This window comes from Kitasatospora arboriphila (assembly GCF_039528095.1).
In the GTDB taxonomy this organism is placed as follows: Bacteria; Actinomycetota; Actinomycetes; order Streptomycetales; family Streptomycetaceae; genus Kitasatospora; species Kitasatospora arboriphila.
Genome location: NZ_BAAALD010000042.1, coordinates 39,021 through 61,054, shown reverse-complemented (window position 1 = coordinate 61,054; position 22,034 = coordinate 39,021). Strand labels below are relative to the sequence as shown.

Annotated in this window: 19 protein-coding genes; 16 read left to right on the top strand and 3 right to left on the bottom strand. The window is 72.4% G+C overall.

All coding sequences use genetic code 11. The annotated features are described in order from the left end of the window. Positions 1 to 16 precede the first annotated feature (16 nt). Positions 17 to 706 (top strand): response regulator, encoded by a 690-nt coding sequence (locus ABD353_RS21705; RefSeq protein ID WP_344625284.1) that lies wholly within the window; start codon positions 17 to 19, stop codon positions 704 to 706. A gap of 70 nt (positions 707 to 776) precedes the next feature. Here the strand turns inward: ABD353_RS21705 and ABD353_RS21700 are convergent, their stop codons facing one another. Genes ABD353_RS21700 through ABD353_RS21690 form a run of 3 tightly spaced genes read right to left on the bottom strand, consistent with a single transcriptional unit; the run spans position 777 to position 3,828 of the window. Further along, positions 777 to 1,145 carry a DUF742 domain-containing protein gene (locus ABD353_RS21700; RefSeq protein WP_344625285.1) on the bottom strand — a complete coding sequence of 123 codons (369 nt, stop codon included), beginning with the start codon at positions 1,143 to 1,145 and terminating at the stop codon, positions 777 to 779. Next, the gene (locus ABD353_RS21695; protein WP_344625286.1) at positions 1,142 to 1,585 is read right to left on the bottom strand and encodes a roadblock/LC7 domain-containing protein; all 444 of its coding nucleotides are present in this window, start codon (positions 1,583 to 1,585) and stop codon (positions 1,142 to 1,144) included. The genes ABD353_RS21700 and ABD353_RS21695 overlap by 4 nt, the downstream gene beginning before the upstream one ends. Beyond that, positions 1,582 to 3,828 (bottom strand): sensor histidine kinase, encoded by a 2,247-nt coding sequence (locus tag ABD353_RS21690; RefSeq protein ID WP_344625303.1) that lies wholly within the window; start codon positions 3,826 to 3,828, stop codon positions 1,582 to 1,584. The genes ABD353_RS21695 and ABD353_RS21690 overlap by 4 nt, the downstream gene beginning before the upstream one ends. 202 nt (positions 3,829 to 4,030) lie before the next feature. On the opposite strand from ABD353_RS21690, the gene ABD353_RS21685 reads away from it, so the two are divergent. From ABD353_RS21685 to ABD353_RS21615, 15 genes are all read left to right on the top strand, one after another. Further along, positions 4,031 to 4,978 (top strand): Rossmann-like and DUF2520 domain-containing protein, encoded by a 948-nt coding sequence (locus ABD353_RS21685; RefSeq protein WP_344625288.1) that lies wholly within the window; start codon positions 4,031 to 4,033, stop codon positions 4,976 to 4,978. After that, complete coding sequence (gene panC, locus ABD353_RS21680) at positions 4,978 to 5,874, top strand: pantoate--beta-alanine ligase (RefSeq protein ID WP_344625289.1); 897 nt, start codon at positions 4,978 to 4,980, stop codon at positions 5,872 to 5,874. The genes ABD353_RS21685 and panC overlap by 1 nt, the downstream gene beginning before the upstream one ends. 89 nt (positions 5,875 to 5,963) lie before the next feature. After that, a complete protein-coding gene (gene panD, locus ABD353_RS21675) occupies positions 5,964 to 6,413 on the top strand; it encodes an aspartate 1-decarboxylase (RefSeq protein ID WP_344625290.1) in 450 nt (149 codons plus the stop codon). A 16-nt stretch (positions 6,414 to 6,429) separates the two neighbouring features. Further along, positions 6,430 to 8,088: an L-aspartate oxidase gene (locus ABD353_RS21670; RefSeq protein WP_344625291.1), complete on the top strand. Its 1,659-nt coding sequence runs from the start codon at positions 6,430 to 6,432 to the stop codon at positions 8,086 to 8,088. 43 nt (positions 8,089 to 8,131) lie between these two features. Next, entirely contained in the window at positions 8,132 to 9,091 is a 960-nt protein-coding gene (gene nadC / locus ABD353_RS21665) for a carboxylating nicotinate-nucleotide diphosphorylase (protein WP_344625292.1), read from the top strand. Positions 9,092 to 9,116: 25 nt separating this feature from the next. After that, positions 9,117 to 9,902 carry a type III pantothenate kinase gene (locus ABD353_RS21660; RefSeq protein WP_344625293.1) on the top strand — a complete coding sequence of 262 codons (786 nt, stop codon included), beginning with the start codon at positions 9,117 to 9,119 and terminating at the stop codon, positions 9,900 to 9,902. 175 nt (positions 9,903 to 10,077) lie between these two features. After that, a complete protein-coding gene (locus ABD353_RS21655; RefSeq protein WP_344625294.1) occupies positions 10,078 to 10,752 on the top strand; it encodes a hypothetical protein in 675 nt (224 codons plus the stop codon). A gap of 204 nt (positions 10,753 to 10,956) precedes the next feature. Continuing rightward, positions 10,957 to 12,663 carry a hypothetical protein gene (locus ABD353_RS21650; RefSeq protein WP_344625295.1) on the top strand — a complete coding sequence of 569 codons (1,707 nt, stop codon included), beginning with the start codon at positions 10,957 to 10,959 and terminating at the stop codon, positions 12,661 to 12,663. Positions 12,664 to 12,767: 104 nt separating this feature from the next. Then, positions 12,768 to 14,354, top strand: coding sequence for a bifunctional lysylphosphatidylglycerol synthetase/lysine--tRNA ligase LysX (gene lysX, locus ABD353_RS21645; RefSeq protein ID WP_425555221.1), 1,587 nt, complete (start codon positions 12,768 to 12,770; stop codon positions 14,352 to 14,354). A gap of 4 nt (positions 14,355 to 14,358) precedes the next feature. Beyond that, positions 14,359 to 14,517 (top strand): hypothetical protein, encoded by a 159-nt coding sequence (locus tag ABD353_RS21640; protein WP_030267803.1) that lies wholly within the window; start codon positions 14,359 to 14,361, stop codon positions 14,515 to 14,517. A gap of 124 nt (positions 14,518 to 14,641) precedes the next feature. Continuing rightward, a complete protein-coding gene (locus ABD353_RS21635; RefSeq protein ID WP_030267802.1) occupies positions 14,642 to 15,070 on the top strand; it encodes a BlaI/MecI/CopY family transcriptional regulator in 429 nt (142 codons plus the stop codon). Between the two features lie 9 nt (positions 15,071 to 15,079). Then, positions 15,080 to 15,607, top strand: a complete 528-nt coding sequence (locus ABD353_RS21630; protein WP_344625296.1) for an amino-acid N-acetyltransferase — start codon at positions 15,080 to 15,082, stop codon at positions 15,605 to 15,607. A gap of 116 nt (positions 15,608 to 15,723) precedes the next feature. Further along, entirely contained in the window at positions 15,724 to 16,080 is a 357-nt protein-coding gene (locus tag ABD353_RS21625; protein WP_344625297.1) for a histone-like nucleoid-structuring protein Lsr2, read from the top strand. A gap of 657 nt (positions 16,081 to 16,737) precedes the next feature. After that, positions 16,738 to 19,257, top strand: a complete 2,520-nt coding sequence (locus tag ABD353_RS21620) for an ATP-dependent Clp protease ATP-binding subunit (protein WP_344625298.1) — start codon at positions 16,738 to 16,740, stop codon at positions 19,255 to 19,257. 342 nt (positions 19,258 to 19,599) lie between these two features. Continuing rightward, a complete protein-coding gene (locus ABD353_RS21615; RefSeq protein WP_344625299.1) occupies positions 19,600 to 21,951 on the top strand; it encodes an immune inhibitor A domain-containing protein in 2,352 nt (783 codons plus the stop codon). Positions 21,952 to 22,034 lie beyond the last annotated feature (83 nt).

Genomic DNA, 22,034 nt, shown 5'->3' with positions numbered 1-22,034 from the left:
TGAAGGAGAACCGACCGTGACCATCCGCGTGATGCTCGTGGACGACCAGGAGCTGCTGCGTACGGGCTTCCGGATGGTCCTGCAGTCGCAGGGCGACATCGAGATCGCCGCCGAGGCGGGCGACGGCGCGCAGGCGCTGGAGCTGCTCGCCGGGACGGAGGTCGACGTGGTGCTGATGGACGTCCGCATGCCGCGGCTGGACGGCGTGCAGGCCACCCGGCGGATCTGCCTGGACGAGTCCGGCGCGCCGCTGCCGGGGGCGCCGCACGTGCTCATCCTGACCACCTTCGACCTGGACGAGTACGCCTTCGCCGCGCTGAAGGCCGGGGCGAGCGGCTTCCTGCTGAAGGACGTCCCGCCGACGGAGCTGGTCGCGGCGATCCGCGCGGTGCACGGCGGTGACGCGGTGGTCGCGCCGACCACCACCCGCCGCATGATCGACCGCTTCGCGCAGGTGCTGCCGACGCCGTCGACGGCGCCCGGCTCGCCGGTGCTGGAGCCGCTCACCGACCGCGAGCGGGAGGTGTTCCTGCTGGTGGCGCAGGGCCTGTCGAACGGCGAGATCGCCGCCCGGCTGACCCTGTCGGAGGCCACCGTGAAGACCCACGTCGGTCGGATCCTGGCCAAGCTGGGCCTGCGCGACCGCGTCCAGGCCGTGGTGCTGGCCTACGAGAACGGCCTGGTCCGCGCGGGCGCCACGGACTGACCGGGGTTCGTACCGCGGCGCGGGGCCGCCCCCGGCGGGTGGCCCCGGCGCCCCCCTCGGGTGTCCCCGGTCAGAGCCGCCGCAGGCCCTGGATGACCTCGCGGAGCAGGCGGACGTCCGGGCGGCCGGCCTCGGCGGCACCCTGGCCGACCCGGACGAGTCCGGCCTGGACGAGGTCGCCGAGCAGCACCCGCAGGGCGCCGATCGGCAGGTCGGCGTCGGCGGCCAGTTCGGCCAGCGGGCAGGGCCGGTCCCGGATCCGGTCCAGCAGGGCGCTGCGGGCGTGGTCCAGGTGGGCGGCCGGTTCGGCGTCCGGCACCGCCGAGACCGCGGCCAGCAGGTCGTAGCGCTCGCCCTCGGCGGAGCGGGTGCGCCCGCCGGTCAGGGTGAACGGCCGGACCATCGGGCCGGCCTCGTCGTCGTACCAGTGCCCGCTCATGTGGCCGCCCCCGGGCCGGCGGCCGGTTCGGCGCCGGCCCGGGCGGGGGTGGAAAGGTGGCGCCCGACCCGGCGGACGAGCATCTGCATCTCGTACGCGATCTGGCCGACGTCCGCCTGCGGCCCGCAGAGCACGGCCAGGCAGCTGCCCTCGCCGGCCGGGGAGACGAAGAGGAAGGCGTCCTCCAGCATCACCATGGTCTGCCGGACCGAGCCGGCCTCGAAGCGGCTGCCGACGCCGCGGGCGAGGCTGTGGAAGCCGGAGCAGACGGCGGCGAGGTGGTCGGCGTCCTCGGTGCTCAGCCCGGCGGAGGCCGCGGTGGGCAGGCCGTCGGAGGAGAGCAGCACGGCCTGGCGGACGTGCTCGGTGCGGTCGACCAGGTCCTCCAGGAGCCAGTCCAGGCCGCCGGCGGCCTGCTCGGTGGTCTCGGGCGTGCTCATCGTTCGTCCTCCGGGTCGTGCGGGGTGCGGGCGTCGGTGCCGCGGCCACGGCCGCGGTCCAGCCCGCGCTGGAACGCGCCGAAGACGGCGCCCATCTGCTCGGCCGAGATCTCGGGTCCTCCGGCGGGCGGCCCGGCGGGGGCGTCCGCCCCGGGCGGGTCCTGCAGCCGGGGCGAGAGGGACGCCTGGCGGGTCCGGGTGGGCAGGGCGCGCCGCATCGGCAGCACGGCCGCCGCGGGCGCCTCGGCCACGGGTCCGGGCTCGGCCCCGGCCGGCGCCTCGGGCACCGGGACGGGCCGCGGCGCGGGCTCGGGCGGCTCCGCGAGGACGGCCTTCGGCAGCAGCACCACGGCGGTGGTGCCGCCGTACGGGGAGCGGCGCAGCGCCACCTCGATGCCGTGGCGGCGGGCGAGCCGGCTGGTGACGAAGAGGCCGAGCCGTTCGGTGCGGGTGGGGTCGAACTCCTGCGGTTCGGCGAGGGTGCGGTTGGCGGCGGCGAGTTCGTCCTCGTCCATGCCGAGGCCGCGGTCGTCGATCTCCAGCACGCAGCCGTGGGCGGCCTCGCCGGCCCGCATGGTGACCTGGGTGTGCGGGGGCGAGAAGGCGGTGGCGTTCTCGATGAGTTCGGCGACCAGGTGGGCGAGGTCGCCGACGGCGGCGCCGGAGACGAAGACCTGCGGCATCGGCGGGACGACCACCCGCTCGTACTCCTCGACGGCGCCGACCGCGGAGCCGACCACCTCGACCAGCGGGACGGGCTTGCGCCAGCGCCGGCCGGGGGCGGCGCCGGAGAGGATGATCAGGCCCTCGGCGTGGCGGCGCATCCGGGTGGCGAGGTGGTCGACGCGGAAGAGGTCGGCGAGCTCGTCGGGGTCGGTGGCGCGGCGTTCCATGGCGTCGAGCTGCTTGAGCTGGCGGTGGATCAGGGCCTGGCTGCGGCGGGCGATGTTGACGAAGACGCCGGAGATGCCGGCCCGCAGGCGGGCCTGTTCGACGGCGGCCTCGACGGCGGCGCGGCGGGCGTGGTTGAGGGCGCGGCCGAGGTCGCCGATCTCGTCGTCGTGCTCGCCGGCGGCGAAGGCGAGCCGTGGTGCGGCCCGCTCGACGTCGACGGTCTCGCCGGCGGCCAGGCGGCGGACGACGTCGGGCAGCTGGCGGTTGGCCAGCCGGTCGGCGGCGACCCGCAGCCGGGTCAGGCGGCGGGTGATCCGCCGGCCGGTGCGCACCGAGTACCAGACGGAGAACACCACGGCGAGCAGGCCGGCGCCGCCGGCGAGGCCGGCCTTCAGCAGCTGGTCGCCGGCGTAGGCGCGGCCGCGGGCGGCGGAGTTGAGCGCGGCGTCCTTGCACAGCTCCATGTAGCGGTGGACGACCGGGTCCATGGTGGTGCGCCAGCCGTTGCGGTCGACGGCGCGGCCGGCGGCGTCGGCGCCGGCGTCCAGGACGCCGTCCTCGGCGGCGGTGAGCGCGGTGTAGCGGGGGTCGACGGCGAAGGTCTCGAAGCCGGCCCGGGAGTCCGCGGGCAGCGCGGCGACGTAGGTCCGCTGGAAGACCCGGCGGTCCTCGACGACGGCGGCGAAGGCGCGGAACTGGGCGGGGGTGAAGGAGCCTGCGGCCCGGGCGCCGGAGCCGAGGGCGTCCTCGCGGGAGACGAACTCGCGCACCCGGACGAGTTCGACGACCACCTGGGCCTCGCGGGCGAGCCGGCCGGCCTGCAGGGCGGTGAGCGCGGACTCGACGGCGAAGGACGGCTCGACGGCGGCGGTGTACCGCTCGACCGCGGCGTCCCAGCTCAGGGCGCGGGTGATGACGGCCTGGCGGAGCGGGGCGAGGCCGTCGGTGGCGGTGATCATCGCGGTGAGGGTGTCCCGCTGTTCGGCGGTGAGCTCGTCCTGCCGGTCGGGGTTCTCGGCGGCGGCCCGCACGGCGCGGACCTTCTCGTCGGTGGCCCGCTCCTGCGCGGTGTAGGCGGCGAGGGCGGCCGGGTCGCCGCCGGAGCCCAGGTACTCGGCGGCCAGCCGGCGCTCGATCTGGATCTGGCCGACGGCGGTGTCCACCGGGCTGCCGAAGTACTCGTAGGCGTCCTTGAGGCGGACGAGGGCGCGCAGGTCGCCGGTCATCGAGACCATGGCGAAGGTCCACAGTCCGACCAGGGCGACGACGGGGATCAGCACCAGCGCGATGATGCGGGTACGGATGGTGCGGGGTCGGCGCGGGCGGGCAAGGCCGAGGCGTCTGGGCATGGTCTCCCTCGTGTCCCGGGGCTCGGACTGCGCCAAGTTACCCGGCCGTAGCGTTCGGGTCGCCAGGAGGGTCGTGAAGCTTCCGTGGAGATCCGGGGGCCGGCCCCGCGCGGCGGGGGCGCACCGGCCGCCCCGTACGATGGAGCGGTACGTCTGGTACCTGCACAGGACTGGAACGGGAAGCAATGACGAGGGCCGAGCCGTGAGCGCGTCCGACAATGCCCCGGCCCTCGGGCCGACCGACCCCTTCGGGGATCCGCTGGACCCGGAGAACCGGCCCGCCCGGCTCTCCGTCGGCGTGGTCGGCACCGGCCGGGTCGGCCCGGCGCTGGGCGCCGCGCTGCAGCTGGCCGGGCACCGGGTGGTCGCCGCCTCCGGGGTGTCCGCGGCCTCCCGGCGCCGCGCCGAGGCGCTGCTGCCCGGCGTGCGGCTGGTGACGCCGCCGCAGGTGCTGGCCGCCGCCGACTTGGTGCTGCTGACGGTGCCCGACGACGCGCTCGCCGACCTCGCCGCCGGGCTGGCCGCGACCGGCGCGATCCGCCCGGGCCAGATCGTGGTGCACACCTCCGGCGCGCACGGCGTGGCGGTGCTGGAGCCCGCCGCCCGGGCCGGCGCGCTGCCGCTGGCGCTGCACCCGGCGATGACCTTCACCGGCACCTCGGTGGACCTGGCCCGGCTGGCCGGCTGCCCGTTCGGGGTGACCGCCCCCGACGAGCTGCGCCCGGTCGCCGAGGCGCTGGTCGTGGAGATGGGCGGCGAGCCCGAGTGGGTGCCCGAGGAGGTCCGCCCGCTCTACCACACGGCGCTCGCGCACGGCGCGAACCACCTGGTCACCCTGGTCGCGCAGGCGATGGAGCTGCTGCGCGGGGCCGGGGTCGCCGAGCCGGGGCAGCTGCTCGGCCCGCTGCTCGGCGCGGCCCTGGACAACGCGCTGCGCTCCGGCGACGCCGCGCTGACCGGCCCGGTCGCCCGCGGCGACGCCGGGACGCTCCGCCGGCACCTGCAGCAGTTGCGGACGGCGTCCCCGGACATCGGGCAGGCGTACCGTGCGATGGCCCGGGCCACCGCACAGCGGGCGGTCCGCGGCGGACCGCTCAAGGAAGAGGCGGCGGCTGCGCTGCTGGACGTACTCGACGAGGAGACCCCCTGATGGCACGCGGCAAGCAGCCGGCGAAGGCGAAGGCCCCCCGCACCACCGAGCTCACCCGCACGGTGGAGGAGTTCGAGGCCGCGTTCTGGCCCGACGACCAGCCGGTGGACAACGCCGTGGTGATGACCATGGGCGCGCTGCACGCCGGCCACGCCGCGCTGATCCGGGCGGCCCGCCGCCAGGTCGGCCGGGACGGCCGGGTGGCCGTGACGGTCTTCGTCAACCCGCTGCAGTTCGGCGCCGGCGAGGACCTGGAGCGCTACCCGCGCACCCTGGACGCCGACCTGGAGGTCGCCCGCGAGGCCGGCGCCGACGTGGTCTTCGCCCCGACCGTCGAGGAGGTGTACCCCAACGGCGAGCCGCTCGTCCGGCTGTCCGCCGGGCCGATGGGCGACGGCTTCGAGGGCGCGTCCCGCCCCGGCCACTTCGACGGCATGCTGACCGTCGTCGCCAAGCTGCTGCACATCACCGACCCGGACTTCGCCTTCTTCGGCGAGAAGGACGCCCAGCAGCTGGCGATCGTCCGCCGCATGGTCGCCGACCTGGACTTCGACGTGGAGATCGTCGGCGTCCCGACCGTCCGCGAGGAGGACGGGCTGGCGCTCTCCTCCCGCAACCGCTTCCTCTCCGACACCGAGCGCGGGCAGGCCCTGGCGCTGTCCCGGGCGCTGTTCGCCGGCCGCGACGCGGGCGCGCAGGGCGCGAAGGCGGTCCGCGAGGCCGCCGCGGCCGTCCTGGACGGCGCCGACGGTGTCACCCCCGACTACCTCGCCCTGATCGACCCGGACTCCTTCACCGAGGTGCCGGACGACTTCACCGGCGAGGCCCTGCTGGCCGTGGCCGCCAAGGTGGGCCCCGCCCGCCTGATCGACAACGTCGGCGTCATCGTCCGGTAGCGCACCACCCCGCACCACCCCGCTCGACCCCCCGTAGGCATGCACTCTCCCCCGGCCCCGCCGGGGGTCCCACCAGGAGGCGTGACCAGATGCTCCGCACCATGCTCAAGTCCAAGATCCACCGCGCCACGGTGACCCAGGCCGACCTGCACTACGTCGGCTCCGTCACCGTCGACGAGGACCTGCTCGACGCCGCGGACCTGCTCCCCGGCGAGCTCGTCCACATCGTCGACATCAACAACGGCGCCCGCCTGGAGACCTACACCATCGCGGGCCCGCGCGGCTCCGGCGTGATCGGCATCAACGGTGCCGCCGCGCGCCTGGTGCACCCGGGCGACCTCGTGATCCTCATCGCGTACGGCCAGATGGACACCGCCGAGGCCAAGGCGTACCTGCCCAAGGTCGTCTTCGTCGACGGGGACAACCGGATCACCGGCATGGGCGGGGACCCGGCCGAGGCGCCCGAGGGCAGTGGCCTGCTCCGCGGCGACCGGGCGTACCGTGATGCGGACGGCGCGAGTGCCGACGCCGCGCGCTGAAGGAGCCAGTGAAGCCATGCCGTACCGCCTGACCGCCCCCGCCCCGGGCTGGACCGCGACCACCGACGTCGTCGTGGTCGGCTCCGGCGTCGCGGGCCTGACCGTCGCGCTCAACGTCCGCCGGGCCGGCCTGCGGGCCACGGTGGTCACCAAGGCGATGCTGGACGACGGCTCCACCCGCTGGGCCCAGGGCGGCATCGCCGCCGCCCTGGGCGAGGGCGACACCCCCGAGCAGCACCTCGACGACACCCTCGTCGCCGGCGCCGGCCTGTGCGACGAGGACGCGGTGCGCACCCTCGTCACCGAGGGCCCGGACGCCGTGCGCCGGCTCATCGCCGTCGGCGCCGCCTTCGACCAGGACGAGGACGGCACGATCCTGCTCACCCGCGAGGGCGGCCACCACCGCCGCCGGATCGCGCACGCCGGCGGCGACGCCACCGGCGCGGAGATATCCCGCGCCCTGGTCGCCGCCGTCCGCAACGACCCCGGCATCGAGCTGATCGAGCACGCGCTCGTCCTCGACCTGCTCACCGACGCCGACGGGCACGCGGCCGGCCTCACCCTGCACGTCATGGGCGAGGGCCAGCGGGACGGCGTCGGCGCCATCCGCGCCCGCGCCGTGGTGCTCGCCACCGGCGGCATGGGCCAGGTCTTCTCCGCGACCACCAACCCGGCGGTCTCCACCGGCGACGGCGTCGCCCTCGCGCTGCGCGCCGGGGCCGAGGTCGCCGACCTGGAGTTCGTCCAGTTCCACCCGACCGTGCTCTGGCTCGGGGCCGACGCCGAGGGCCAGCAGCCGCTGGTCTCCGAGGCTGTCCGCGGCGAGGGCGCGCACCTGGTCGACGCCTCCGGCGAGCGCTTCATGCTCGGGCAGCACGAACTCGCCGAGCTCGCCCCGCGCGACATCGTCGCCAAGGCGATCACCCGGCAGATGCAGCTGCGCGGCACCGACCGCATGTACCTGGACGGCCGGCACTTCGGCGCCGAGATGTGGGAGCACCGCTTCCCGACCATCCTCGCCTCCTGCCGGGCCCACGGCATCGACCCGGTCACCGACCTGATCCCGGTCGCCCCCGCCGCCCACTACGCCTCCGGCGGCGTGCGCACCGACCCGGCCGGCCGCACCACGGTGCCCGGCCTGTACGCCTGCGGCGAGGTCGCCTGCACCGGTGTGCACGGCGCCAACCGGCTCGCCTCCAACTCCCTGCTGGAGGGCCTGGTCTTCGCCGAGCGGATCGCCGCCGACCTGGCCGCCCGGCACGCCGCCGGCGACCTGCCCGAGCGGGCCGTCGACGTCGCCGCCGCCCTGGAGGCCAGCACCGTGCCGCTGCTCGCCCCCGAGGCGCGCGCCGAGATCCAGCGGCTGATGTCCCGCGGGGCCGGCGTGCTGCGCTCGGCCGGGTCGATGGCCGCCACCGCCGAGGGCCTCACCGTCCTCGCCCGGGAGGCCTCCGCCTACCTGGACGAGGGCAAGCCGGCCGACCCCCGGGTGGAGACCTGGGAGGCCGCCAACCTGCACCTGGTCGCCACCGCACTGGTCGCCGCCGCGGCCCGCCGCGAGGAGACCCGCGGCTGCCACTGGCGCGAGGACTTCCCCGACCGCGACGACGCCCGCTGGCAGCACCACCTGGTCACCACCCTCGACGCCGACGGACACCCGAGCGTCCGGGCGTGACACCGTCCCCGGCGCACCCGGCCGATCACCTAGGAGCACCACGATGACCCACGACGAACTTCCGCTCGCCTCCGGCGGCTGCGGCGACGGCTGCGCCTGCGGCGAGGGCGAGGCGTACGAGACCGGGCTGGACCCGGCGCTGGCGGCACTGCTGGAGGAGGCCGGCCTGGACCCGGTCGAGGTCGAGGACGTCGCGATGCTCGCGCTCGGCGAGGACCTGGCCGGCGGCGAGGACGTCACCTCGGTGGCGACCGTCCCCGCGGACGCCGTCGCCACCGCCGACTTCACCGCCCGCTCGGCCGGCGTGGTCGCCGGCCTGCGGGTGGCCGAGGCCGTCGTCTCGCTGGTCTGCGAGGAGGAGTTCGAGGTCGAGCGGCACGTCGAGGACGGCGCCCGGGTCGAGGCCGGCCAGGTGCTGCTCTCGGTGCGCAGCCGCACCCGCGACCTGCTGACCGCCGAGCGCAGCGCGCTGAACCTGCTCTGCCACCTGTCCGGCATCGCCACCGCGACCCGGGCCTGGGCGGACGCCCTGGAGGGCACCGGCGCGGTCGTCCGCGACACCCGCAAGACCACCCCGGGCCTGCGGGCGCTGGAGAAGTTCGCCGTCCGCTGCGGCGGCGGCGCCAACCACCGGATGGCGCTGTCCGACGCCGCGCTGGTGAAGGACAACCACGTGGTGGCGGCCGGCGGCGTCGCGGAGGCGTTCCGCGCGGTGCGGGCGGCGTACCCGGACCTCCCCGTCGAGGTGGAGGTGGACACCCTGGAGCAGATCGCGCCGGTGCTGGAGGCCGGGGCGGACCTGGTCCTGCTCGACAACTTCACCGTGCCGCAGCTCAAGGAGGCCGTCGCCCTGGTGGCCGGCCGGGCGAAGCTGGAGGCGTCCGGCGGACTGACCCTGGCCACCGCCCGCGAGGTCGCCGAGACTGGTGTCGACTACCTGGCCGTCGGGGCCCTGACGCACTCTTCGCCGATCCTCGACATCGGCCTGGACCTCCGCGCCTGACTCCGCCTCAACAGAAAGCCATCCCGTGCTCCTCACCATCGACGTCGGCAACACCCAGACCACGCTCGGCCTGTTCGACGGTGAGGACATCGTCGAACACTGGCGGATCTCCACCGACCCGCGGCGCACCGCGGACGAGCTGGCGGTGCTGATGCAGGGCCTGATGGGTGCCCACCCCATCGTGTCCGCCGAGGACAAGGTGGCGGGGCTGTCGATCTGCTCGTCCGTGCCCGCCGTGCTCCACGAGCTCCGCGAGGTGACGCGCCGTTACTACGGCGACGTGCCCGCGGTGATCGTGGAGCCGGGGGTGAAGACCGGGGTGCACGTCCTGATGGACAACCCCAAGGAGGTCGGCGCCGACCGGATCGTGAACGCACTGGCCGCCAACCACCTCTACGGCGGCCCGTGCATCGTGGTGGACTTCGGCACCGCCACCACCTTCGACGCGGTGAACGCCCGCGGCGACTACGTGGGCGGCGCGATCGCGCCCGGCATCGAGATCTCGGTGGAGGCGCTGGGCCTGCGCGGCGCGCAGCTGCGCAAGATCGAGTTGGCCCGCCCCCGCAACGTCATCGGCAAGAACACCGTTGAAGGGATGCAGTCCGGCATCCTGTACGGCTTCGCCGGGCAGGTCGACGGCCTGGTCAACCGGATGGCCCGGGAGCTCTCCAAGGACCCGGACGACGTCCAGGTGATCGCCACCGGCGGCCTGGCCCCGCTGGTCCTCGGCGAGGCCGAGACCGTCGACGTGCACGAGCCCTGGCTCACCCTGATCGGCCTGCGGCTGGTCTGGGAGCGCAACAAGGCGTGAACGGGCATTCCCGCCAAGCCCGCTGACGGACGGTCGGCCCCACGGGGCCGGCCGTCGTCACGTCGGATCAGCGGCAGATACGCCAATCGGGACAACTGCGGCGCCAATCGCCCGAAATCGGACGTACGCCACGTACTGTCACCTCATGCCTACGCCACACGGATCGCGGGGCGGCATGGCTTTCAGCGCCGACGAAGTCCGCGTGCTGCGCCGCGCCCTTGCCCAAGCCCTCTACCCGGCCCTCCCCGACGACCGGCTGCACCTACCCGGACCGTCCGGCGCGCTGTGGGCGGAGGACGTCCAGGACGCGCTGCGCCTCACCGAGTCCATCGACGAGGCCGTCCGGGAGGGCGGCCGGCTGCGCAGCTTCCTGCTGGCCGACCTGGCCCGCTACCGGTCCGCGCTGCCCGGCGGCGCCCGCGGCTACCTGGAACGGCTGGAGGAGGCCGTGTCGGACGGCTACCTCCCCACCCCCGAGGACCTGTCGGCGCTCCGCTCGCTCTCCCGGCAGCCGTGCGGCCCCGCCGAGCACGCCCGGCGCTCCCGGCTGGCCGGCCGCTGCCACGCGATGGCGGAGGCCGAGGTCCGCGAGCGGCTGTCGTTCGCCTCCGGCCAGCGCCATCTGATGGCCGTACCGAGCCCGGCGTGCGAACCCCTGCCCGCCCCGACCCTTGGAGGACGCGTTCCGATGAGCAGCACCCCCAGGCCCCCGGCCCACGGCGAGCAGCCGCAGCCCCGCAGGATGCCCACCCCCGCCGAGCTCTTCGGCCGCCGCCCCAAGTCCAGGCCGCAGTCCCAGCCGCCCGCGCCGGACGACGAGGAGGCCGAGCTCGCCACCGGCACCGGCTGAGGCACCCCCGTTCGGCGGGGGCCCCGCCGCGCGTCGATGTGTCGACTCTGCAATGGGCCCGGGGGAATTTCGGTCACAGATCGACAACACTCGCTGCCGGTACGAACGGTCACGTCCCGAACTGTCCGATTCATCTGCCCGTGACTCCCCCGGGGCCGCCCTAGGGTCTGCGCCACACGCAAAACCGAAGACCCTGGGGGGAAAATGCGCATCGGACGCACACGCGCCCTTGCCCTGGCGACGGCCGTCGCAGCCGTCGCACTCGGCGGCTCCGCCGCCGCGCCGGCATTCGCCGCCGACCTCGTGCTCGACGCTCCGACAGCGGTGTCCCTCGTCCCGGCGCCCGCGAGCGGCGACCCGGTGGCGAAGCACGTCACGCTGAACCTGACCGGCACCGTGAAGACCGGTTCGCACGACATCACGTACACGTTCGACGCGAGCGGCCTGGCCGGCCTGGCGGAGTTCGCCCCGGAACTCGGCAACGCCGCCTGCACCGTCCAGGGCGCCGTGACCACCTGCAAGGGCACCTTCTACTCGCAGGACGGCAGGCTCAACCAGCAGATCAACCCGCAGCTCACCGCCCTCAAGGGCGCCGAGCTCGGCAAGACCGGCCACCTCAAGGTCACGGAGACCACCGACGCCGGGACGGTCAGCGCCGACGTGAGCGTCTCGGTCGGCGGGCCGGACCTGCGGGTGAAGACCAAGGAGCAGCTGACGGGCGTGAAGCCCGGCTCGACGATCACCCCGTCCGTCCAGGTGGTGAACCAGGGCTCGCTCCCCAGCGGCCGACTGGTCCTCGTCCTCAGCGGGATCGCCGGGGTGAAGCCCGAACGACAGTTCGCCAACTGCGACTACGCCACCGGCGCGGGCAGCCAGGCCCCTTCCTACGAAGTGGCGATCTGCACCGTCAACACCTCGGTCGCCCCCGGTGAGACGGTGACGATCGACCCGATGAAGTTCGGCGTCGACAGCAGCGCCCTGCACAGCTACATCGACGTCGCGGTGCTCCCCGGCGAGGGCGAGGACACCGCCTGGTACCGCAAGAGCATGACCTTCGTGCACGGCCCCGCCGGCAAGCGGCTCACCGCCGGCAAGCCCGAGTCGGACGACACGAAGCCCGGTCCGCCGAACGCCACGCAGTACGCCGAGAACATGGTGTCGATCGCGCTGGACGTGGACAACACCGCCGACTTCTCGGCCATCGGCGCGTGGAAGCCGGGTGCCGACGGCCACCAGGGGAAGCTCACGGTCGGGCTGCGCAACAGCGGCCCGGGACACCTCTACGACCGCAGCGGCGGCGAGGCCGCGCCGAACGTCCTCGTGGTGTTCCCCAAGGGCGTCACCGTGGCCAAGGAGCCCGCGGGCTGCAGCGCCGTCCGCTGGGAGAACGGCCAGGAGGTCAAGAACCCCGTCAAGTGGGCCTGCGACGCACCGTCGGACGTGCCCGCCGGCTTCCAGAAGACGTACGACTTCGACCTGAAGGTCACCGCCGCAGACCCGGTCGCGGTGGTCTCGCTGCAGAACACCCGGAGCTCCGTCGAGCCCGGCCACCCCTCCGCCGTCATGCCGTGGGACCACAACCCGGGCAACGACCTGACCCGGGTGACGCTCGGGACCAAGGCCGACGGCTCCGTGCCCACCCCGGGTGCCTCCCCGAGCGCCTCCGCCTCGCCCAGCACGCCGACCGGCAGCGCCTCGCCCTCCACCCACGCCTCGCCGTCCGCCTCGGCCTCGGCCTCGCAGAGCGCGGGTGCGGGTGCGGGTGCGGGCTCGGCCTCGTCCGGCGGAGGTGCCCTCGCGTTCACCGGCGCGTCCGGGCTCGGCACCATCGCCGCGGCCGGCACCGGCGCGGTGCTGATCGGCGGCGCGGTGTTCCTGGCCACGCGCCGCCGCAAGGGCGCCCACCAGTAACACCCCCCTCCGCGTCGGCGGCCCCGGAGCGCCTCCGCGGCGCTCCGGGGCCGCCGCGCGAAACCCGTGCGGGAGCGCGGCCCGGCGGTGGCTACCCTTGTGGGGTGAGCGATCAGACCACCGTGCCCCAGGCCGACGACCTCCCCGAGCAGATGCGCATCCGGCGCGAGAAGCTGGACCGGCTCCGGGCGGCCGGAATCGACCCCTACCCGGTCGGCTTCCCCCGCACCACGACCATCGCCGACCTCCGTGCCAAGCACCCCGACCTGGCCGCGGACACCGCGACCGGCGAGCGGGTCGGCATCACCGGCCGCGTCATCCTGGCCCGCACCGGCGGCAAGCTCTGCTTCGCCACCCTGCGCGACGGCTCGGGCGACCTGCAGGTGATGCTCTCGCTGGACAAGCTGGGCGAGGAGCGGCTGGCGGCCTGGAAGTCCGACATCGACCTCGGCGACCAGGTCGGCGTGGAGGGCGAGGTCATCACCTCCCGCCGCGGCGAGCTGAGCGTCATGGTCGACCGGTGGGAGCTCACCGCCAAGTGCCTGCGCCCGCTGCCGGACAAGCACAAGGGCCTGACCGACCCGGAGGCCCGGGTCCGCCAGCGGTACGTGGACCTCATCGTGAACCCCGAGGCGCGCGAGATGCTCCAGCTGCGCACCAAGGTGATCCGCTCGATCCGCCGCACCTACGAGGACCGCGGCTACCTCGAGGTCGAGACGCCGATGCTGCAGCCGATCCACGGCGGCGCCAACGCGCGTCCGTTCAAGACCCACATCAACGCGTACGACATCGAGCTCTACCTGCGCATCGCGACCGAGCTCTACCTCAAGCGCCTGGTGGTCGGCGGCGCCGAGAAGGTCTTCGAGATCAACCGGAACTTCCGCAACGAGGGCGCCGACGCGACCCACAACCCGGAGTTCACCGCCCTGGAGTCGTACGAGGCGTACGGCGACTACGACACCCAGGCCGAGCTGATCCGCGCGATCGTCGTCAACGCCGCCCGGGACGCCCTCGGCACCACCGTGGTCCGCGGCCTCGGCCCGGACGGCGAGGAGCACGAGATCGACCTGGCCGAGCCGTGGGAGGAGGTCTCGGTGTACCCGGGCATCTCCGCCCGCCTCGGCACCGAGATCACCCCGGAGACCTCCGTCGAGGAGCTCCGCGCGCTCGCCGACGGCGCCGGCGTGCCGTGGGAGAAGGAGTGGGGCCACGGCCAGATCGTCCTGGAGATGATCGAGCGGCTGCTGGAGCACCACGCGATCCGGCCGACCTTCATCCGGGACTACCCGACCGAGGTCTCCCCGCTGACCCGCCAGCACCGCTCGGTCGCCGGCGTCGCGGAGAAGTGGGACCTGGTGATCTTCGGCACCGAGATCGGCACCGCCTACTCCGAGCTGATCGACCCGGTCGAGCAGCGCGCCCGCCTGACCGCCCAGTCGCTGCTGGCGGCCGGCGGCGACGTCGAGGCGATGCAGCTGGACGAGGACTTCCTGCGCGCCCTGGAGTACGCGATGCCGCCCACCGGCGGCCTCGGTCTCGGCGTGGACCGTCTGATCATGCTGCTCACCGGCAAGAACATCCGCGAGACGGTGCTCTTCCCGCTGGTGCGGCCCGATCAGCGAAGTGGGGCAGAGACCAGGAGCAGCAGCGGCGCCGCCGCTGCGGACGACGCAGAAGCAGAAGAGGAGTGACCTGATGGACTACGTCAGCGCGATCGTGCCGCCGCTGGTCATGGCGATCGGCTTCGGCTTCCTGGTGCGGGCGATCATCCGCAGCCAGGGCGGCGCCCAGAAGGCCAAGGAGGACGCCGCCGCCGACGCGATGGCCGCCGCGGCCCCTCGCGCCGCGGAATAGCCTCGGCGGGCCCGTTCGACACGCACACCGGCGCGCCGCCGCCCCCGCCAAGGGGGTGGCGGCGCGCCGGTCTGCTTGCCGAATCGCCGATTTTGTCCGAATCAGTTCCTATCCTGGCCGGACTATGGTGCGGCAACTCGGAGAACTCGAGAACGACATCATGACCAGGGTCTGGCAGTGGAACCGCCCGGTCACGGTTCGCGAGGTTCTGCAGGATCTGCGGACGGAACGCGATATCGCGTACACCACCGTGATGACGGTGCTCGACAAGCTGTACAGAAAGGGCTGGCTCCGGCGGGAACAGGTCGGCCGGGCGTATCGATATGAGCCGGTCTCCTCGCGCGAGGCGTACACCGCGGCGCTGATGAACGACGCCTGGGCGACGAGCGACAATCCGGCGGCGGCGCTGGTGCACTTCTTCGGACTGATGTCGCCGGAGCAGCGCGAGGCGCTGCGGGACGCCCTGCGGGTGGCCGCCGTCCTTCCCGCGGAACCGCCGCGGCCCGGGACGGAACGGGGCACCGGGGAGACCGGCGGCGGCGCGGCACGATAACGTCCCGGCATGGAGGTCACCATCCGCCGGGCGCGGACCACCGATGTGCGGGCAGTACGGGCACTCATCGACGCCTACTCGCGCGACGGCATTCTGCTCGACAAGCCCACGGTCACCCTGTTCGAATCCGTTCAGGAGTTCTGGGTGGCCGAGCGCGACGACACCGGCACGGTGGTCGCCTGCGGTGCGCTGCACGTCATGTGGGAGGACCTGGCGGAGGTCCGCACGCTGGCGGTGCACCCCTCCTGCAAGGGCCTGGGCCTCGGACACCTCCTGCTGGAGAAGCTGCTGCAGACCGCGCGCTGGCTCGGCGTCCGTCGGATTTTCTGCTTGACGTTCGAGGTGGCGTTCTTCGCGAAACACGGTTTCGTCGAGATCGGGGAAACCGACGATCGTACGTCAGACCCGGCGGCCGTGGCCACGGAAGTCTATGAAGAACTCCTGCGCTCGTACGACGAAGGAGTCGCGGAGTTCCTGGACCTGGAGCGGGTGAAGCCCAACACCCTGGGCAACTCGCGCATGCTCCTGCGCCTCTGAGCGCGCCCTTGTGAGCCTTGCGGGACGCATCCCGATCGGGTAGGGGTTTGAGTTTTCCGGGAAAAGGCGGTTTCCTTTGCCTAGGCAATGGCTCGTTTACTCGGAAAGGGAAGCCCGTGGCACAGAGGGTGCAGGTCATTCTTGAAGACGATCTCGACGGCGGCTCCGCGGACGAGACGGTGATGTTCGCGCTGGACGGCGTTGCCTACGAGATCGACCTGAAGAGCGCCAACGCGGAGAAGCTCCGCGATCTGCTGGCGCCGTACGTGGACAAGGGCCGCAAGCAGAGCGGCCGCATCGCGGGGGCGCGCCGCAGCAGCGGTGCCGGTCGCGGCGCGGGTCGTTCGTCCGCCGCCGGCCCGGACACCGCGAAGATCCGCAGCTGGGCCAAGGAGCAGGGCCTGGAGATCAACGACCGCGGTCGCGTGCCGAGCGACATCAAGGCGAAGTACGACAAGGCGCACGCGTCCTGACCGGTGGCCGTGCGGCCGGGCCCGGGGCGCGCGCCCCGGAGCCGGCCGGGCCCGGTCGGCCGGGGTCGCGCCGCGGTCGTCCGCCCGTTGTCATGGCAGGTGCATGATCGGCCGGTCCGATGACGGGCAGCGGGACGGCACCGGGCTGTGCAACGCTGGAGGAAGCGGAACGGCCCTGCGGGAAGCGTCCGACCGGCGCACCCCCGGGCCCGATCGGCCGACGCCGGACGGTGGAGCCGGCGCCGGACCGTTGATGCGCCGTCACTCCCGCCGCGCCGACCGGCGCTCCGGGGGCCGGACTTCTCGCCAGGCGAACAGCGCCACCGGGGAAACAGCGCGAATCTCACCCCGAGACCGGGTATGAATGCAGGTGGGCGGGGTCGCAGGGCCCCGACCGGGCAGTTCGCGCGGCCGGCCGTCCCCTCAGCCGGAGCCTCTGTTCGCCGATGGCGTAGCGGCCATCAGGTGCATCGGGGCCCTCTGTGGGAACACCGTCTCCCAGCATCAGGTTGGGAATGGTGTCGGCTGGTCGCGCAGCATGATGTCCCCACGCGAGTGGGGTTGTCCGTGGGCCGCGCCGCTGAGCGGGACTAGCATGCGGAAGGACAGGGCGGGGACGGACCCCGAACTGGCCGACCGCTCTGAGGAGCGAAAACGATGTTCGAAAGGTTCACCGACCGCGCGCGGCGGGTTGTCGTCCTGGCTCAGGAAGAAGCCCGGATGCTCAACCACAACTACATCGGCACCGAGCACATCCTCCTGGGTCTGATCCACGAGGGTGAGGGTGTCGCCGCCAAGGCCCTGGAGAGCCTCGGGATCTCGCTCGAGGCGGTCCGGCAGCAGGTCGAGGAGATCATCGGCCAGGGGCAGCAGGCCCCGTCCGGCCACATCCCCTTCACCCCCCGGGCGAAGAAGGTCCTGGAGCTGTCGCTCCGCGAGGCCCTTCAGCTCGGCCACAACTACATCGGCACCGAGCACATCCTGCTCGGCCTGATCCGCGAGGGCGAGGGCGTCGCCGCCCAGGTCCTGGTGAAGCTGGGCGCCGATCTGAACCGGGTCCGGCAGCAGGTCATCCAGCTGCTCTCCGGTTACTCCGGCGGCGGCAAGGAGTCGGCGGGCGCCGGCGGCCCCGCCGAGGGCACTCCCTCCACCTCGCTGGTCCTCGACCAGTTCGGCCGCAACCTGACGCAGGCCGCCCGCGAGGCCAAGCTCGACCCGGTGATCGGGCGCGAGAAGGAGATCGAGCGGGTCATGCAGGTGCTGTCCCGCCGCACCAAGAACAACCCCGTGCTGATCGGCGAGCCCGGCGTCGGCAAGACCGCCGTCGTCGAGGGCCTGGCCCAGGCGATCGTCAAGGGCGAGGTCCCGGAGACCCTCAAGGACAAGCAGCTCTACACCCTGGACCTCGGCGCCCTGGTCGCCGGCTCCCGGTACCGCGGTGACTTCGAGGAGCGCCTGAAGAAGGTGCTCAAGGAGATCCGCACCCGCGGCGACATCATCCTGTTCATCGACGAGCTGCACACCCTGGTCGGTGCGGGCGCCGCCGAGGGCGCGATCGACGCCGCCAGCATCCTCAAGCCGATGCTGGCCCGCGGCGAGCTGCAGACCATCGGTGCCACCACGCTCGACGAGTACCGCAAGCACCTGGAGAAGGACGCCGCGCTGGAGCGCCGCTTCCAGCCGATCCAGGTCGCCGAGCCGTCGCTGCCGCACACCATCGAGATCCTCAAGGGCCTGCGCGACCGGTACGAGGCGCACCACCGCGTCTCGATCACCGACGCCGCCCTGGTCGCCGCCGCCACCCTGGCCGACCGGTACATCTCGGACCGCTTCCTGCCGGACAAGGCGATCGACCTGATCGACGAGGCCGGCTCCCGGATGCGCATCCGCCGGATGACCGCGCCGCCGGACCTGCGCGAGTTCGACGAGAAGATCGCCGAGGTCCGCCGCGAGAAGGAGAGCGCGATCGACGCGCAGGACTTCGAGAAGGCCGCCTCGCTGCGCGACGACGAGAAGCAGCTGCTCACCGCGAAGGCCAAGCGGGAGAAGGAGTGGAAGGCCGGCGACATGGACGTCGTCGCCGAGGTGGACGAGGAGCTCATCGCCGAGGTCCTGGCCACCGCCACCGGCATCCCGGTCTTCAAGCTGACCGAGGAGGAGTCCTCCCGCCTGCTGCGCATGGAGGACGAGCTGCACAAGCGCGTCATCGGCCAGAAGGACGCCATCAAGGCGCTCTCCCAGGCCATCCGGCGCACCCGTGCGGGCCTCAAGGACCCGAAGCGCCCCGGCGGCTCGTTCATCTTCGCCGGTCCGTCCGGTGTCGGTAAGACGGAGCTGTCCAAGACGCTGGCGGAGTTCCTCTTCGGCGACGAGGACGCGCTGATCGCACTCGACATGTCGGAGTTCTCGGAGAAGCACACGGTCTCCCGGCTGTTCGGCTCCCCGCCCGGCTACGTGGGCTACGAGGAGGGCGGCCAGCTGACCGAGAAGGTGCGCCGCAAGCCCTTCTCCGTCGTCCTCTTCGACGAGGTGGAGAAGGCCCACCCGGACATCTTCAACTCGCTGCTGCAGATCCTGGAGGACGGCCGCCTGACCGACTCCCAGGGCCGCGTGGTCGACTTCAAGAACACGGTCATCATCATGACCACCAACCTCGGCACCCGGGACATCTCCAAGGGCTTCAACCTGGGCTTCGCGGCCACGGGTGACGCCCAGAGCGGGTACGAGCGGATGAAGGCCAAGGTCAGCGAGGAGCTCAAGCAGCACTTCCGGCCGGAGTTCCTGAACCGCGTCGACGACATCGTGGTCTTCCACCAGCTGTCCGAGGACGACATCATCCAGATCGTCGACCTCATGATCGCCAAGGTGGACCAGCGTCTGAAGGACCGCGACATGGGTCTCGAACTCAGCGTCGAGGCCAAGAAGCTGCTGGCGAAGAAGGGCTACGACCCGATCCTGGGCGCCCGTCCGCTGCGCCGGACGATCCAGCGCGAGATCGAGGACCACCTGTCCGAGAAGATCCTCTTCGGCGAGCTGCGCGCCGGCCACATCGTGGTCGTCGGCACCGAGGGCGAGGGCAAGGAAGCGAAGTTCACCTTCCGCGGCGAGGAGAAGTCCCCGGTGGCCGACACCCCGGCGGCCGCGGTCTCGACCTCCGGACCGGACCTGACCAAGTAACCGGTCGTACGTAAAAGGACTCGGCCCCGACGGAACGTCGGGGCCGAGTCCTTTTCAGTTTTAAAACTGTTTAGACATCCATAACCTGTGATTTCGCCCCGCCGGAGCCTCCGGCGGGGCGTCGTGCCGCTCGTGCGGGTGCGATGGATGCCCCAACTGCGGGCCCCGCTTTACTCTTGACTGCCCATCAGTTGATCACGGCTGCCGGAGGATAGCGTTGTGATCATGCATGGTCAAGGTCTTTCTTTTTGACCTGGGCTTGGATCAAATGTCGTCCACCTGTCTTTCATTGGTTCGCCGGCGGGCCAAGAGCCGAGCCGGCAAGGGGAGGACGTCACCACGTTGAAGATATCCAAGAGGGCCGCTGCGGCCACTGCTGCCATCGCGGTCACGGCCGCGCTCGGCACGGGCCTGCTGCCCGGGACGGCCACCGCCGCCACGCCGGCCCCTGTCTCGCACGACCCTGCCGATGCGCAGGCGCTCAAGGTCGACCACGACCTGCCGGGCCCGCTGACCGCCAAGGTCGAGGCCGAGCAGAAGGCCGCCACCGAGCAGCTCCTGGCGGGCACCGCCAAGGTCGAGAAGCACGGCAGCAGCACCTCCGTGAAGCTGGGCCGCGACAAGTACGTCGAGCTGGCCCGTGAGCGCACGGACAAGATCTTCACCATCCTCGTCGACTTCGGCGACCAGGTGGACAACACCACCACCACCCCGGACGGCAAGGTCAAGTACGGCGGCCAGCCCGGCCCGGCGCACAACATGATCGCCCAGCCCGACCGGTCGAAGGACAACTCGACCGCCTGGCAGGCCGATTACAACCAGGCGCACTACCAGGACATGTACTTCTCCAAGACCGGCGACTCGCTGAAGACCTTCTACGAGAAGCAGTCCTCGGGCCGCTACTCGGTCGACGGCCAGGTCACCGACTGGGTGAAGGTGCCGTGGAACGAGGCCCGTTACGGCTCGGACTACTGCGGCCAGCACGTCTGCAACAACGCGCAGGACCTGATCCGCGACGGCATCAACGCCTGGGTCGCCGACCAGAAGGCCAAGGGCCAGACGGACGAGCAGATCAAGGCCACCATCGCGCAGTACGACCAGTGGGACCGGTACGACTACGACCACGACGGCAACTTCAACGAGCCCGACGGTTACATCGACCACTTCCAGATCGTGCACGCCGGTGAGGACCAGTCCGCCGGCGGCGGCGTCCAGGGCACCGACGCGCTCTGGGCCCACCGCAGCTACGTCTACGGCGCCCAGGCCGGCAAGACCGGCCCGGACAACAACAAGCTCGGTGGCACCCCGGTCGGCACCAGCGGCCTCTGGGTCGGCGACTACACCATGCAGCCCGAGAACGGCGGCCTCGGTGTCTTCGCCCACGAGTACGGCCACGACCTCGGTCTGCCGGACCTGTACGACACCACGGGCAAGGACGACAACTCGGTCGGCTTCTGGTCGCTGATGTCCTCCGGTTCCTGGCTGGGCGACGGCAAGTCGTCGATCGGCGACAAGCCGGGCGACCTCGACGCCTGGAGCAAGCTGCAGCTCGGCTGGCTGAACTACGACAAGGCCAGCGCCAACAAGCTGTCCTTCCACTGGACCGGTCCGGCGGAGTACAACAGCAAGCGCCCGCAGGCCGTCGTGGTCGACCTTCCGAACAAGACGGTCACCACCGAGATCAACACCCCGTTCGCGGGTGCGAACGAGTGGTGGAGCGGCAGCGCGGACGACCTGAACGTCTCGCTGGTGCGTGATGTCGACCTGACCGGCAAGACCTCGGCGACGCTGACCGCCAAGGCCTGGTACGACATCGAGCAGGACTACGACTACGGCTACGCCGAGGTCTCCACCGACGGCGGCGCCCACTGGACGGCCATCGACGGCACCTTCAACGGCACCCCGCTGCAGAAGGACGGCGCCGACGCGCCGGGCCTCACCGGCAACTCGGGCGGCAAGTGGGGCGACCTGTCCTACTCGCTGAACGCCTACGCCGGCAAGGCCGTCAAGGTCCGCTTCCACTACACCACCGACGGCGGCCTGCACATGAAGGGCCTCGCGCTGGACAACATCGCGGTCAACGCCGACGGTGCCGCGCTGTTCAGCGACGACGCGGAGCAGGGTGACAACGGCTGGACCGCCACCGGCTTCTCGCGGATCACGGGCAAGTTCTCCAAGGAGTACGCCCAGCACTACATCGTCGAGAACCGTCAGTACGTGTCCTACGACACCACGCTGAAGACCGGTCCGTACGTGTTCGGTTCCGCGGCCCGCCCGGACTGGGTGGACCACTACCAGAACCAGAACGGCATCCTGATCTGGCTGTGGGACACCTCGCAGTCCGACAACAACGTGACCGACCACCCGGGCTCCGGCCTGATCCTGCCGGTCGACTCGCACCCGACCCCGATCTCCTGGGCCGACGGCACCCTGATGCGCCCGCGCATCCAGGGTTACGACTCGCCCTTCGGGTTCGAGCGCACCGACGGCCTGCAGCTGCACCGTGCCGACGTGCTCACCAAGATCCCGAGCGCGGCCGGCGTCACCACCTTCAACGACCACACCAAGAAGTACTGGGACGAGAAGACCCCGTACTCCAGCGTGAAGGTGCCGGACACCCACACCGCGATCGACGTGCTGTGGAACAGCTCCAACAAGCTGGAGACCATCCTGATGGTCCGCCCGTCCTTCTGATCGGCACCCTCGGGTACTGACAGTTGACACTGCGTCGGCCCGGTTCCTCCGGCGGGAGGAACCGGGCCGACGTGCGTTCCGGC